The sequence below is a fragment of the Mesorhizobium sp. B2-1-8 genome (assembly GCF_006442545.2).
Lineage (GTDB): Bacteria > Pseudomonadota > Alphaproteobacteria > Rhizobiales > Rhizobiaceae > Mesorhizobium.
In genome coordinates, this window is sequence record NZ_CP083952.1 from 407,466 (window position 1) to 421,697 (window position 14,232).

Genomic DNA, 14,232 nt, shown 5'->3' on the forward strand with positions numbered 1-14,232 from the left:
GTTCGATGACGGAACCGGTGCTGGAGCGTTTGCTCGCCGACGAGACCCTGACAGCGCGGCTGGGCGAGGATCTGGCGCTGGCGCTGCGCGTGGGCGACGTGCTGGCGCTCGAGGGCGATCTCGGCGCAGGCAAGTCGACGCTGGCAAGAGCACTCATCCGGACGCTGGCCGACGATGCCGGTCTCGAAGTGCCGAGCCCGACCTTCACGCTGGTGCAGAGCTACGACACACGCATCCCGGTCCATCATTTCGATCTCTACCGCCTGTCCTCGGCGTCCGAACTGGACGAACTCGGCTTCGAGGAGGCGCTGGTGCAAGGTGCCGCCCTGGTCGAATGGCCGGAACGGGCTGACGGCTATCTGCCCAAGACGACGGTGCTGATCGAACTCGTCCAGGATGGCGAGGGCCGGCTGGCCCGACTGTCGGGGCATGGCGCGACCTTCGACCGTGTCGCGCGCTCGCTGGCCATGCGCGACTTCCTCGAGAGTGCCGGATGGGGGCAAGCGCAGCGCCGGCATTTCATCGGCGACGCCTCGGCCCGTTCGTACGAGATCGTCTCGCTTGCCGGCGAGGCGCCGCGCGTGCTGATGAACTCGCCGCGGCTGGTGCTCGGCCCTCCCGTGCGCGACGGCAAGCCCTATGCCGTGATCGCCCACACCGCGCAGTCGGTGTCCGCCTTCGTCGCCATCGACCGTGCGCTGCTGGCCGCCGGGGTCGCGGTGCCCAGGATCGACGCACAGGATCTCGACCAGGGTTTCCTGCTGCTCGAGCACCTGGGCTCGGAAAGCTTCCTCGACGGCAATGGTGAGCCGGTTGCCGAACGTTACGAGGCGGCAGCCGAACTGCTTGCCATGATGCACGGCAAGACCTGGCCGCACCGGATGGAAGCGGCTCCAGGCGTCGTCCATGACGTGCCGCCCTTCGATCGTGACGCCATGCTGATCGAGGCGGACCTACTGATCGACTGGTACGTGCCGGCGATATCGGGCGAGCCGGCGAGCGACGAACTGCGGTCCGGCTACCACAGGACATGGAACGCGCTTCTCGAGCGGCTCAAGGGCAGCGAATACACGCTGATGCTGCGCGACTTCCACTCGCCCAACATCATCTGGCGCGGCGAGCGGTCCGGCCTCGACCGGCTCGGCATCGTCGACGTCCAGGACGCGCTGATCGGGCCCGCCGCCTATGACGTCGCCTCGCTTGCCATGGACGCGCGCGTCACCATGGCACCCGAGATCGAGAAGCGGACGCTCGATGCCTATGTCGCCGCGCGTCATGCAGCGGGCGACTTCGATGAAGCAGGCTTCCTCGAAGCCTATGCAATCATGGCCGCACAACGCAATTCCAAGATTCTGGGCATTTTCGTGCGCCTCGAAAAACGTGACGGCAAGCCCTATTATCTCAGGCACCTGCCGCGCATCCGCGACTATCTCAGGCGGGCGCTGTCGCACCCCGCGCTCGCCGACCTGCGGGACTTCTACAGCGCGCACGGGCTGCTGGAGGAACGAGCGCTGTGACGACGAGACCGGACACCGCCATCGTTCTTGCCGCCGGCCTCGGCAAGCGCATGCGGCCGATCACCGACACCATCCCCAAGCCGCTGGTCCGCATCGCCGGCAAGACGCTGCTCGACTGGGGCCTCGACAGCCTGGCCGCGGCCGGCGTCGGCAAGGCGGTGGTCAATGTCCATTACCTTCCCGAACAGATCGTCGCCCATGTCGCCGCGCGCCGCGCGCCGCGCATCGTCATTTCCGATGAGAGCGAACGGCTGCTCGATTCGGCCGGCGGCATCGTCAAGGCGCTGCCGGAGCTCGGCCCGGAGCCGTTCTACGTCCTCAACGCCGATACATTCTGGATCGACCACGGCCCGCTCAATCTCGGGCGGCTCGCCCTTGCATGGGACGCCGCGAAAATGGATATTCTGCTGATGCTGGCGGATCTCCATCAGGCGACAGGACACTGTGGCAGCACCGATTTCCTGGTGGCGCCGGATGGCGCCCTGCGGCGTTCGAAGGGTGATCCCGCGGGCCTGATCTATGCCGGCGCCGCGATCATCCATCCGCGCCTGTTCAAGGATGCATCCGCCGAACCGCATTCGCTCAACGCCTATTTCGACAAGGCGATTGCCGCCGGCCGCCTGTTCGGCATGCAGATGCATGGCCACTGGATCACCGTCGGCACGCCCGAGGCCATTCCGCTCGCCGAAGACGCGGTGGCCGGCGCACTCATCGGATTGCAATGAGCGGCTCGAGCCGCGTTTTCTCCATCCCCTCCGGAGCGCCGTTTCTGCCGACGCTGGCCGAGGCGCTGCTTGACGGCCGCCTTGTCCCCGGGTTTCGTTTCGATGGCGACCCGCTCGCGCTGGCCGATGTCACCATCTATGTGCCGACGCGCCGCGCCGCACGGGCCTTGCGCGGCGTCTTCGTCGACAGCCTGAAGGCGCGTGGCGGCGGCGGTTCGGCGATCCTGCCGGTGATCCGCCCGCTCGGCGAATTCGACGAGGACGAGGCCGCATTCGATGCCGAGCCAACCGCGGCAATCGATCTGGCGCCACCGATCGCCGCCACCGAACGGCTGTTGCTGCTGACGCCGCTGGTGCGAGCGTGGAAACGCCGGTTGCCCGCCCATGTCGCGGCCCTCTTCGCCGAGGAGATCGTCGTCCCGGCCTCCACCGCCGACGCGATCTGGCTGGCGCGCGATCTGGCCGGGCTGATGGACGAGATCGAGACGGAAGGCACCGATTGGGCCAAACTCGCCGGCCTGGTGAGCGGGAACCTTGCCGGATGGTGGCAAGTGACGCTCGAATTCCTCGGCATCGTCACCGATGCCTGGCCGAAATTCCTAGAAGAGAGCGACCGCTCCAACCCGGCCGCGCATCGCAGCGCCCTGATCCGTGCCGAAGCGGCGCGGCTGCGGCGCAATCCGCCTGCCGGGCCGGTCATAGCGGCGGGGTCCACCGGCTCCATCCCCGCCACGGCGGAGCTGCTTGCGACCATTGCCGGCCTCTCCGGCGGCGCCATCGTGCTGCCCGGGCTCGACCAGATGCTGGACGAAGCCTCCTTCCAGGCGCTCGTCGCACCCGGCGCGCGTCCAGCCGTGCTTGGCCATCCGCAATACGGCCTGGCGAAGCTGATCGGCAAGATCGGCGTGCTGCGCGGCGATGTCGAGGAGATCGGCGCGGCCGAGCCGAAGCTTGCGCTCCGCGCCGCCCTTGTCGGCGAGGCGCTGCGGCCGGCCGAGACCACCGAATTGTGGGCCGAGACGCGAAACGGGTTTTCGGCGTCCCATATTGCCGGCGCCTTCGCCGACGTGACGCTGCTCGAAGCGGCAAGCGAGCGCGACGAGGCCGTCGCGATCGCCGTCGCGCTCAAGCAGGCAGTGGAAGAACCAGGCCAGAGAGCGGCTCTCGTCACCGGCGACCGCGCGCTGGCACGCCGCGTCAGCGTCGAACTCAAGCGCTTCGGCGTCGTTGCCGACGATTCCGGCGGCACGCCGCTTTCCAACACCCCGGCCGCCAGCCTGTTCAGGCTGGCGCTTGAAGCGGTGTTCCGGCCGGGCGATCCGGTCGGCCTGTTGTCGCTGCTCAAGCATCCCCTGCTTGGCCTTGGCCTGGAACGCGCCGATGTGCGCCACGCGGCGGAACTGGTCGAGCTGGTGGCGCTGCGCGGCGGCACCGGCCGCCCCGACATCACTTCGCTGCCGGATCTTTTCGAGGCTCGCCTCACCGGCTTCGGCAATGACAGCCGGCCGCCCTTCTGGCTTGCCCGGCTGACCGTGCGCTCCGTCGAAGCCGCGCGGACCCTTCTCGGACGCCTGACTGAAGCGCTAACGCCGCTTTCGGCCTTTCGCGGCCAGGCGGAAGCCGGCCTTGCCGCGCTGGTCGAAGCCAGTGTCGTTGCCCTTGAGAATCTCGGCCGGTCCGTCGATGGCGGTCTTGGCGAACTCTACGCCGGCGATGCCGGCGAAAAGCTCGCCGAACTGCTGCGCGGGCTGGTCGCGGCTTCGGCGCCGCTGTCGTTCGCGGCAATCGAATGGCCCGATGTGATGGAGGCGCTGATCGCGCCCGAGACCGTCAAGCCGGCGCAAGGCACCGACAGGAACATCGCCATCTGGGGCGCGCTGGAAGCCCGGCTGCAGCATGTCGACACGCTGGTCATCGGCGGGCTCAACGAAGGCGTCTGGCCGCGCAAGCCGGAGAGCGACCGCTTCATGTCACGGCTGATGAAGACCGGCATCGATCTCGAGCCGCCGGAGCGGCGCATCGGTCTTGCCGCGCATGATTTCCAGATGGCCATAGGCGCGAGACACGTGGTGCTGGCGCGCTCGGCACGTGCCGGCGACGCACCCGCCGTGCCTTCGCGATGGCTGCAGCGGCTGCTCACCTTCATCGGCAACGACCATGCGGCAGCGCTGCGCCGGCGCGGCGATGAATTGCTTGCCTGGGCGCGGGCGCTCGACACCGGGCCGAAGCGGGATTTCGCGCCACGGCCGCAGCCGAAGCCGCCATTGCCGGTGCGCCCGGGCCATTTCTCGGTCACCGAGATCGAGACGCTGCGCCGCGATCCCTACGCCATCTATGCCCGAAGGGTCCTCGGGCTGATGCCGCTCGATCCGCTCATCCGCGATCCCGGTGCCGCCGAGCGCGGCACGCTGTTTCACGCCATCCTGCATCTCTTCTCGTCCGAGGTGGCCGACCCGCGCGCGCCGGACGCGCTGGCCGGGCTCATCGCCGCCGGCCGCGCCTGTTTTGCCGAGGCGGCGCTTCCGGCCGATGTCGAGGCGGTGTGGTGGCCACGTTTCGAAAAGCTCGCCGCCAACATCATCGAATGGGAGCGCACGCGCGCCGACGCGGTGATGCGGCGCCACGCCGAGGAACGGGCGGGCAAGACCGTGGTCGGACAGTCCGGCGTGACGCTGTCCGGCTACGCCGACCGTGTCGATCTGCTGGCCGGCGGCATGGCCGACATTCTGGACTACAAGACCGGTTCCTCGCCTTCCAAGGCGCAGGCGCATACGCTGCTGGCGCCGCAACTGGCGCTGGAAGGCGCGCTACTGAGGCGCGGCGCGTTCAAGGATCTGGGTGCGCGCGAGCCGTCGCAACTGGCATTCGTGCGGCTGAAGCCGAATGGCGAGGTGTTCGAGGAGTCCATACTCGAACACAATCGCCAGCCACGCACCGCGGCCGATCTCGCCGAAGAGGCCTGGGCGCGGCTGGAAAAACTGCTGATCCACTATGCCGACCCGGCGACCGGCTATCTATCGCGCGCGCTGCCGTTTCGCGAAGGCGAAACCGACGGCGACTACGACCATCTCGCCCGCGTGCTCGAATGGTCCGCCGGCGGAGACGCCGGGGATGAGGGCGGAGAGGCATGAAGAAAGCCTATCCGATCCCGACCGATACGGCTTCGAGCCAGGCCCGCGCCGCCGATCCCGGCAATTCCGCCTGGGTGTCGGCCAACGCCGGCTCCGGCAAGACCCATGTTCTTGCCCAGCGTGTCATCCGGCTGCTGCTCAATGGCACCGATCCATCGAAGATCCTGTGCCTGACCTATACGCGCGCCGCGGCCGCCAACATGTCGAACCGGGTTTTTTCGACGCTGTCGGAATGGACGACGCTTAGCGACGCCGACCTGGCGTCCAAAGTCGAGGCGTTGGAGGGGCGCCGGCCCGATCGCGAGACCATGCGCAGAGCCCGCCGCCTGTTCGCCGAGGCACTGGAGACGCCTGGCGGGCTGAAGATCCAGACGATCCACGCTTTCTGCGAATCCGTGCTGCACCAGTTCCCGCTTGAAGCCAACATCCCCGCCCATTTCGAAATGCTCGACAGCCAGATGGAGGCCTCGCTTTTTGCCGCCGCGCGCCGCGAGATGATTTCTGCCGCCGGCGACAGGAATTTGGCCGAGGCCTTCGCCACTGTACTGGAACGCGGCGGCGAGGCCGGGCTCGACGCCCTGCTCGGCGAGATCGTACGCAAGCGCGACGGGTTGCGCCATTTCCTCGATGCCGTCGGGCGTGACGGCTTCCAGCCCCTGTTCGATGAATTCCATTTCCGCCCCGGCCAGACCGCCGAAGACATAGCGGCATCTGTATGGCCGCTGCCCGGCTTCCTGCCGGACTACTTTGCCGGCTTTGCCCAGGCAGCCGAAGCCACCGACGCCAGATCGGTGTTGAACAACATCCTGCCCTATGCGCGCCAGGCTTTCGCCGAGGGCGATCCCGTTCGACGGCTTCAATTGCTGGCAAGAGCCTTCCTCAAGACCGATGGCGATCCCTATGATTCGGCAAAGGCCTTCAAGAAGGCGCTGACCGACCGGCTGCCGGACCTGGCTGAGCGCTATCTGTCGGCGGCCAGCGCCATCATGGAGACCGTCGATCGGCTGGCGCTGTTCCGGATGCTGGAAGGCACACGCGCGGCGCTGACCATCGCCGACTGGCTGATCGCCCGCTACGAAGTGCTGAAGCGCAGCCGCGGCTTTCTCGACTTCAACGACCTGATCACCCGCACCGTGAACCTTTTGGCGCGGCCCGATGCTGGCCCTTGGGTTCAGTACAAGCTCGACCAGGGCATCGACCACATCCTGCTCGACGAGGCGCAGGACACCAGCCCGGATCAATGGGAGGTGGTGAAGCGGCTGGCGGAAGAATTCTTTGCCGGCTTTGGCGCTCGCGACCGGGTCCACCGCACGATCTTTGCCGTCGGCGACGAGAAGCAGTCGATCTACTCCTTCCAGGGCGCGGCACCCGACTCCTTCGCCAACAGCCGGTTGCTGTTCGCCGGGCGGGTGCGTGACGCCGAGGCGTCCTTCGCCGACCTCAAGCTGACCTGGTCGTTCCGCTCCACGGACGATGTGCTGGCCGCCGTCGATCGCGTCTTCGCCGATCCCATCGTGCGGCGCGGCATCAGCCACGACCCCGATCCGCTGAACCACAAGGCGATCCGCAGCGATGCGCCGGGCTATGTCGAGGTCTGGCCATCGATCGGCGCCGAGGCCGTCGACGAGCCCGACGACTGGGCGCAAGCCATCGACCATGCCCATGCGCCGGCGGTGCGCGTCGCCGAGAATGCCGCGGCCACCATTGCAGGCTGGATCGGCAAGGGCGAAATCATCGAGGGCCGTGGCAAGCGGCTGCGGCCGGGAGACGTGCTGGTGCTGGTGCGCAAGCGCGACAGCTTCGTCCATGCGTTGACCCGCGCGCTCAAGCGCCGCGACATTCCGGTTGCCGGCGCCGACCGGCTGAGCCTGCCGGGACATATCGCGGTCAAGGACCTGATCGCGCTCGGCCATCTGCTGATCCAGCCGCAGGACGACTTGTCGCTCGCCGCTCTGCTGCGCAGCCCGATCTTCGACCTGCCGGAGGAGAGGCTGTTCACGCTTGCCGCGCAAAGGCCGCCAGGCGTGTCGCTGGGGGCGTCGCTGCGCCAGCATGCCGGCGAAAGCGAAGCGCTTGCGGCGATCGTCGCGCAACTCGACGCCTGGGCTGACGAGGCCGCCTTCAAGCCGGTGTTCGAGTTCTATGCCGCCCTGCTGGCGCGCGATGGCGTGCGCCGCAAGATGATCGCGCGGCTCGGGCCGGAAGCCGGCGATATTCTCGACGAGTTCCTGAGCTTCTGCCTTGCCGAGGAGCGCACCGGCCTGCCCGGGCTGGAAGCCTTCCTGTCGACGCTGGAAAACGCCGGTCCCGAGATCAAGCGCGAGATGGACCAGACCCGCGACGAGGTCCGGGTCATGACCGTGCACGCGGCCAAGGGCCTGGAGGCGCCGGTGGTGTTCCTGGTCGACGGCGGTTCCGCTCCGTTCAGCGACCAGCATTTGCCGCGCCTGATGCCTTTCGACGGCTCGGGCCGGCATTGGGACGGCAAGGGCTATCTCTGGCGTTCGGCCAGCGACGTCGCCAACGGCTTCTCGAAAACGGCGGCCGCTCGCGCCCGCGAACTCGCCGACGACGAATACCGCCGGCTGCTCTATGTCGGCATGACGCGCGCCGAGGACCGGCTGATCGTCTGCGGCTATCATGGCAAGCGAGCGCCGAGCACCGGCACCTGGCATTCGATCGTCAGCCGCGCGCTGAGCGGCGCGCCCGAAAGCGAACAGCGTCCGCATCCAGCCGGCGGCGAGCCTGTCTACCGTTTCCACGTCACCAAACTGCCGCCGGTTGCGCCTGGCCCGGGCGAGCAGGCGCGGCAGGCCGATGCGTTCGGGCAGTTGCCGGCGACCCTGTTCCGGCCCTTGCCGCCTTTCGAGGACCTGCCGCGTCCGTTGTCGCCGTCGGGCGCTTCGGCGCTGATCGAGGAAGGCAAGGAAGCGGTTGTCGACAAGGCGTCGCCGGTGCTGGACGCCGATGCCGAGCCGGGTTTTGCCGTCCTGCGCGGGCTCGCCCTGCACAAACTGCTGCAGATGTTGCCCAGCATTGCCGACAGCGACCGCCAAAGTGCAGCAGGGCGTTACCTCTCGCGAACGGGTGCGGCGTGGCCGCCAGCCGAGCGTGAAAAGGCCCTGGCATCGGTGATGGCCGTCCTTGCCGACCCCGGCCTCGGTCAACTGTTCGGGCCATCGTCACGTGCCGAAGTCGCGATCATGGGCAGCCTCGAGGTCAAGGGCAAAATCCGTTCCATCTCCGGCAAGATCGACCGGCTGGCGGTGACAGCGGATACGGTCTCGATCGTCGACTACAAGACCAACCGGCCAGCTCCCGCCTCTCTGGCCGAAGTCCCGCCGGCCTACCTGCTCCAACTCGCGCTCTATCGCGCCCTGCTGCAGCCGCTCTATCCCGGGCGGGAAGTCAAGGCAGCCCTGCTGTTTACGGAAGCGCCAAGGCTGATCGATCTGCCGGCCCGGGCCATGGACGACGCCCTTGCCCGACTCACGGGAGCGTGACACAAGAACTGCTTGAAGAAGGGCGCGACAACCACCACATTTGGTGCGACGAAAAATCTCGAAAGGATTTCCGCATGACCACCGTCAAGGTCGACAAGAACAATTTCCAGGCCGATGTGCTCAACGCCCAGGTACCGGTCGTGGTTGATTTCTGGGCGGAGTGGTGCGGCCCCTGCAAGATGATCGCACCGGCGCTTGAGGACATCGCCACCGAACTCGGCGCCAAGGTCAAGATCGCCAAGCTGAACATCGACGAGAATCCCGAGCTTGCCGCCCAGTTTGGCGTGCGCTCGATCCCGACGCTGATGATCTTCAAGGGCGGCGAAGTGGCCGACATCAAGGTTGGCGCCGCGCCCAAGACCGCGCTGTCGCACTGGGTCAATGGCAATCTCGCCTGATCCCATCTGAATTCGAAGCATTGAGCCCGGCCATCGCGCCGGGCTTTTTGTTGGCGTCATCGGGTGCGCCGCTCTGGCCCTCACATCGGGGCACTCCATGTCCTCTGTTGGCAGCAGAAGCAGGAGAGAGAAATGACCGGATCCGCCAAGGCCACAGTCTTCATCGACAATGAGCGCGTCATCGTCACCGAATACCGCTTCCAGCCGGGCGACAATACCGGCTGGCATCGCCACGGCCACGACTATGTCGTCGTGCCGCTGATGGACGGCAGGCTGAAGCTGGTGACCAAGGACGGCGAAACCTTCGCCGATATGAAGAAAGGTTCTCCCTATTTCCGCAAGGAGGGCGTCGAACACGACGTCATCAGCGCCAATGAAGTCGAATACGCTTTTATCGAGATCGAGCTGAAGTAGCAGCGCTGAGGAGAACCTCAGGTCGGCGGCGTGCCGTTCTCGGCGAGAACCGCGCCGGCCAGGTAAAGCGACCCCCCGATCAGAATGCGCGGCGTCGGGCCGTCCCAGGTGTCGCGCAGCAGCATCAGGGCGCTGGCGACGGAGCTGACCGGCTCGGCCGTCAGTCCGGCTTCCGTGGCGCGGATGGCCAGTTCGTCGCTCGGCACGCCAGCGTCGCTCTGGCTCACTGGCACCGTGTAGACATGCTTGACCAAGCCCTTGAAGGCGCGGAAATAGCCACTCTGGTCCTTGGTGTTGATCATGCCCGAGATGAGGAAGAGCGGGCGCGGGTTCTTTTCTTCCTGCTCGGCCAGCGCTTCGGCGACGACCACGCCGGCGCCTGGATTGTGGCCGCCGTCGAGCCAGATGTCGGCGCCCTTCGGCCCCAGTTCCGCCAACCGGCCCTGCGCCAGCTTCTGCATGCGGCCGGGCCAGGCGACGTTGGTCATCGCCTTCTCGGCGGCGCGGTGGCTGATCTCGAAGCCGGCGGCCTTGACCGCGGCGATCGCGGCGGCCGCATTGGCGAACTGGTGGCGACCGGGCAGGCGCGGCGACGGCAGGTCCATCAGACCATCATCGTCCTGGTAGACCATGCGTCCGTTTTCCTCGAAAGCGAGAAAATCCTGGCCATAGACGAGGGTCGGGCACTCCAGCCGCTCGGCGGTGTCGATCAGCGCCTGCAGCGCGGTCTCGCTTTCCTGCGCGCCGATCACCACCGGGCAGCCGCGTTTCATGATGCCGGCCTTTTCGGCGGCGATCAGCTCGACACGGTCGCCGAGATAGGCCTCGTGGTCCATCGACACCGGCATGATCACCGACACGGCCGGCCGCGCGATGACATTGGTGGCGTCGAAGCGGCCGCCAAGACCGACCTCGATGATGGCGGCATCGGCCGGATGTTCCGAAAACAGGATGAAGGTGACGGCGGTGAGTATCTCGAAGACGGTGATCTTCTGGCCTGCATTGGCCTTGGCGACGCGGGCAATGGCCTCGGCGAAGATGTCGTCGTCGACCAGCCTGCCGCCGCCCTCGGCGGCAAGCCTGTAGCGCTCATGCCAGTTGACCAGATGCGGCGAGGTGTGGACATGGACGAGCCGGCCGGAAGCTTCCAGCAGTGCCCGCGAGAAGGCGGCGCAGGAACCCTTGCCGTTGGTGCCGGCGATGTGGATGACCGGCGGCAGCAGGTCCTGCGGATTGCCCAGCCGCTCCAACAGCCGCGTGATGCGGTCGAGCGAAAGGTCGAAGCCTTTCGGATGAAGCGCCATCAGGGCTTCAATTTCGCGGTCGGCGGCAAGCGTCGTCATGGCACAATCCCGGCGCATGGCCCGAGAGCCAGAATCGCTCCCGCAATGACCACGGCTATCAAAAGGCTACAGCGCGCCACGGATGCTGCGCAATCGCTGTTCGCGGCGGCCAATGTCGCGTCAGGCCAGTCTCGCGTCGGGCCGTTCCAGCGTCAAGCCTGCGGCCGGGCTTCGGCAGCAACCACGGCCGGCGGCAGGATTTCCGGTTCCAGCGGCTTTTGCTCCTCCGGCATCTTGAGCAGCATTTTCAGGAGCCGCGCGATCGTCTGGCGCATTTCCAGCCTGGACACCACCATATCCACCATGCCGTGCTCCATCAGATATTCGGAGCGCTGGAAGCCGTCGGGCAATTTCTCGCGGATGGTCTGCTCGATGACGCGCGGACCGGCAAAACCGATCAGCGCGCCCGGCTCGGCGATGTGCACGTCGCCCAGCATGGCGTAGGAGGCGGTGACGCCGCCGGTGGTCGGGTTGGTCAGCACGACGATATAGGGAAGGCCGGCTTCCTTCAGCCGGTCGACGCCGACCGTGGTGCGCGGCAATTGCATGAGGGACAAAATACCTTCCTGCATGCGGGCGCCGCCGGAAGCGGCGAACAGGATCAGCGGCCGCTTGCGCTGCAAGGCGACCTCGAAGCCATGCACGATCGCATCACCCGCCGCCATGCCGAGCGAACCGCCCATGAAAGCGAAATCCTGCACCGTCACCACCACGGGCAGGCCCTCGACGGTGCCCAGCGCATTGATGATGGCGTCTTCCAGGCCGGTCTTGGCCTTGGCGTCCTTCAGCCGGTCGACATAGCGTTTCTCGTCGCGGAACTTCAGCGGATCCTGCATGACCTTGGGATTGTCCAGGGTCTCGTACTTGCCATCGTCGAAGAAGAATTTCAGCCGCTCCTTGGCCGAGATCTTCATGTGATGGCCGGAAGACGGGATGACGAACTGGTTGGATTCCAGGTCCTTGTGGAACACCATCTCGCCGGTCTCGGGATCCTTGATCCAGAGATTCTCGGGCATGTCGGTCCGCCGGCCGAGCATCGAATTGATCTTCGGGCGAACGTAATTGGTGATCCAGTTCATCGCTTCGGCTCCTGTCCTGACGAAGAGTTGGGTAAAGACGTAGGAAGACTATTCGGCGGCAGCAAGGCGGGCCGAGCGCACGCCTTGCGCAAGGCCGCTGACCAGCGTGGCGACCGCCTCGGCCGGATCAGCGGTCTTTTCGCCCTTCGGCCCCAGCACATTGGCGACCGCATTGACGATCGCCGTGCCGACGACCACGCCGTCGGCGTTGGCGCCGATGACGCGCGCCTGTTCGGCGGTCTTGACACCGAAGCCGACGCAGACCGGCAGATTGGTGTGACCCTTGATGCGCTGGACCGCCGTGGCGACCTTGCCGGTGTCGGCAAGCGCCGAGCCGGTGATACCGGTCATCGACACGTAGTAGACGAAGCCGGACGTGTTCTGCAGCACCTTGGGCAGGCGCTTGTCGTCGGTGGTCGGCGTCGCCAGGCGGATAAAGTTAATGCCGGCCTTGAGCGCCGGGATGCAGAGTTCCTCGTCCATCTCCGGCGGCAGGTCGACGACGATCAGCCCATCGATGCCGCTGGCGATCGCGTCCTTCAGGAAACGGTCGACCCCGTAGATGTAGATCGGATTGTAGTAGCCCATCAGCACGATCGGCGTTTCATCGTCGCCGGCGCGGAAGTCCGAGGCCATCTTCAGCGTCTTGACCAGCGTCTGCCCGCCTTTCAGCGCCCTGAGGCCGGCGGCCTGAATCGCCGGGCCGTCGGCCATCGGGTCGGAAAACGGCATGCCGAGCTCGATGACGTCGGAGCCTGCACCGGGCAGCGCCTTCATGATCGAAAGCGAGGTTTCATAGTCGGGGTCGCCACCCATGAAATAGGTGACGAGCGCCGGGCGGCCTTCGTTCTTGAGCTTCGCCATGCGGCGGTCGATGCGGGTCACCATGATCAGATCTCCATGCCCAGCATCGAGGCCACCGTGTGCACGTCCTTGTCGCCACGGCCGGACAGGTTGACGATGACGATCTGGTCCTTGTCCATGGCGGGTACGATCTTGACCGCATGAGCGATGGCGTGCGCCGATTCCAGCGCCGGGATGATGCCTTCGACGCGCGTCGTCAACTTGAAGGCTTCGAGCGCCTCGTCGTCGAGGATAGGCACATATTCGACACGGCCCGAATCGCGCAGCCACGAATGCTCCGGGCCGACGCCGGGATAATCGAGGCCGGCCGAGATCGAATGGCCGTCCATGATCTGGCCGTCGGCGTTCTGCAGGAGATAGGTGCGGTTGCCGTGCAGCACGCCGGGGGAACCGGCGTTCATCGAGGCGCAATGCTCGATGCCGTCGAGGCCGCGTCCGCCCGCTTCGATGCCGATGATGCGAACCTCTTTGTCATCGAGGAAGGGATGAAACATGCCGATGGCATTGGAACCGCCGCCGACGGCGGCGATGATGGTGTCGGGCAGCCGTCCCTCCTGTTCGAGGATCTGCGCGCGGGCCTCGGTACCGATCACCGACTGGAAGTCGCGCACCAGCTCCGGATAGGGGTGCGGACCGGCGGCGGTGCCGATCAGATAATAGGTGTCCTCGACATTCGTCACCCAGTCACGAAGGGCTTCGTTCATGGCGTCCTTCAGAGTGCCATGGCCCGCGGTCACCGGCCGCACTTCGGCGCCCAGCAGCTTCATGCGGAAGACGTTGGGGCTTTGCCGGGCAACGTCGGTCGCGCCCATATAGACGACGCAGGGAAAGCCGAAGCGGGCGGCGACGGTCGCGGAGGCCACGCCATGCTGGCCGGCGCCGGTCTCGGCGATGATGCGCTTCTTGCCCATGCGCTTGGCCAGCAGGATCTGGCCGAGGCAATTGTTGATCTTGTGCGAGCCGGTGTGGTTCAAATCCTCGCGCTTGAAATAGACTTTCGCGCCGCCGAGATGTCTGGTCAGGCCTTCGGCGAAATAGAGCTTGGAGGGCCGCCCGGCATAGTGGGTCGACAGATCGGTCAGCTCAGCCCTGAAATCCGGATCGTTCTTGACCTCGTTCCAGTTTTTCTCCAGGTCGAGGATCAGCGGCATCAGCGTTTCGGCTACGAAACGACCACCGAAAATGCCGAACATGCCCTGTTCGTCTGGCCCGGTGCGGAAGGAATTGGGTGTCGCCGGCTTGTTCATCGCCGATCTCC

General features: G+C 66.3%; 10 protein-coding genes. 6 read left to right on the top strand and 4 right to left on the bottom strand.

The window, feature by feature from the left end:
• The first annotated feature begins 5 nt into the window (after positions 1-5).
• From tsaE to FJ970_RS01890, 6 genes are all read left to right on the top strand, one after another.
• Positions 6-1,517, top strand: coding sequence for a tRNA (adenosine(37)-N6)-threonylcarbamoyltransferase complex ATPase subunit type 1 TsaE (tsaE, locus tag FJ970_RS01865; RefSeq protein ID WP_140757231.1), 1,512 nt, complete (start codon positions 6-8; stop codon positions 1,515-1,517).
• Positions 1,514-2,242: a nucleotidyltransferase family protein gene (locus tag FJ970_RS01870; protein ID WP_140757233.1), complete on the top strand. Its 729-nt coding sequence runs from the start codon at positions 1,514-1,516 to the stop codon at positions 2,240-2,242. The genes tsaE and FJ970_RS01870 overlap by 4 nt, the downstream gene beginning before the upstream one ends.
• Positions 2,239-5,373 (top strand): double-strand break repair protein AddB, encoded by a 3,135-nt coding sequence (gene addB / locus FJ970_RS01875; RefSeq protein WP_140757235.1) that lies wholly within the window; start codon positions 2,239-2,241, stop codon positions 5,371-5,373. The genes FJ970_RS01870 and addB overlap by 4 nt, the downstream gene beginning before the upstream one ends.
• The gene (gene addA, locus FJ970_RS01880; protein WP_140757238.1) at positions 5,370-8,876 is read left to right on the top strand and encodes a double-strand break repair helicase AddA; all 3,507 of its coding nucleotides are present in this window, start codon (positions 5,370-5,372) and stop codon (positions 8,874-8,876) included. Before addB ends, addA begins: the two co-directional genes overlap by 4 nt.
• A gap of 74 nt (positions 8,877-8,950) precedes the next feature.
• A complete protein-coding gene (trxA, locus tag FJ970_RS01885) occupies positions 8,951-9,274 on the top strand; it encodes a thioredoxin (RefSeq protein WP_015314366.1) in 324 nt (107 codons plus the stop codon).
• A gap of 132 nt (positions 9,275-9,406) precedes the next feature.
• Positions 9,407-9,688 (top strand): cupin domain-containing protein, encoded by a 282-nt coding sequence (locus FJ970_RS01890; protein ID WP_140757240.1) that lies wholly within the window; start codon positions 9,407-9,409, stop codon positions 9,686-9,688.
• 17 nt (positions 9,689-9,705) lie between these two features.
• Here FJ970_RS01890 and FJ970_RS01895 read toward each other — a convergent pair whose 3' ends face one another.
• The 4 genes from FJ970_RS01895 to trpB form a co-directional block, all read right to left on the bottom strand.
• Positions 9,706-11,031 carry a bifunctional folylpolyglutamate synthase/dihydrofolate synthase gene (locus tag FJ970_RS01895; protein WP_140757242.1) on the bottom strand — a complete coding sequence of 442 codons (1,326 nt, stop codon included), beginning with the start codon at positions 11,029-11,031 and terminating at the stop codon, positions 9,706-9,708.
• Between the two features lie 152 nt (positions 11,032-11,183).
• Positions 11,184-12,110, bottom strand: coding sequence for an acetyl-CoA carboxylase, carboxyltransferase subunit beta (accD, locus tag FJ970_RS01900; protein WP_140757244.1), 927 nt, complete (start codon positions 12,108-12,110; stop codon positions 11,184-11,186).
• A gap of 48 nt (positions 12,111-12,158) precedes the next feature.
• Positions 12,159-12,998, bottom strand: a complete 840-nt coding sequence (gene trpA, locus FJ970_RS01905) for a tryptophan synthase subunit alpha (protein ID WP_140757246.1) — start codon at positions 12,996-12,998, stop codon at positions 12,159-12,161.
• A gap of 2 nt (positions 12,999-13,000) precedes the next feature.
• Entirely contained in the window at positions 13,001-14,221 is a 1,221-nt protein-coding gene (gene trpB, locus FJ970_RS01910; protein WP_140757248.1) for a tryptophan synthase subunit beta, read from the bottom strand.
• Between the last annotated feature and the right edge of the window lie 11 nt (positions 14,222-14,232).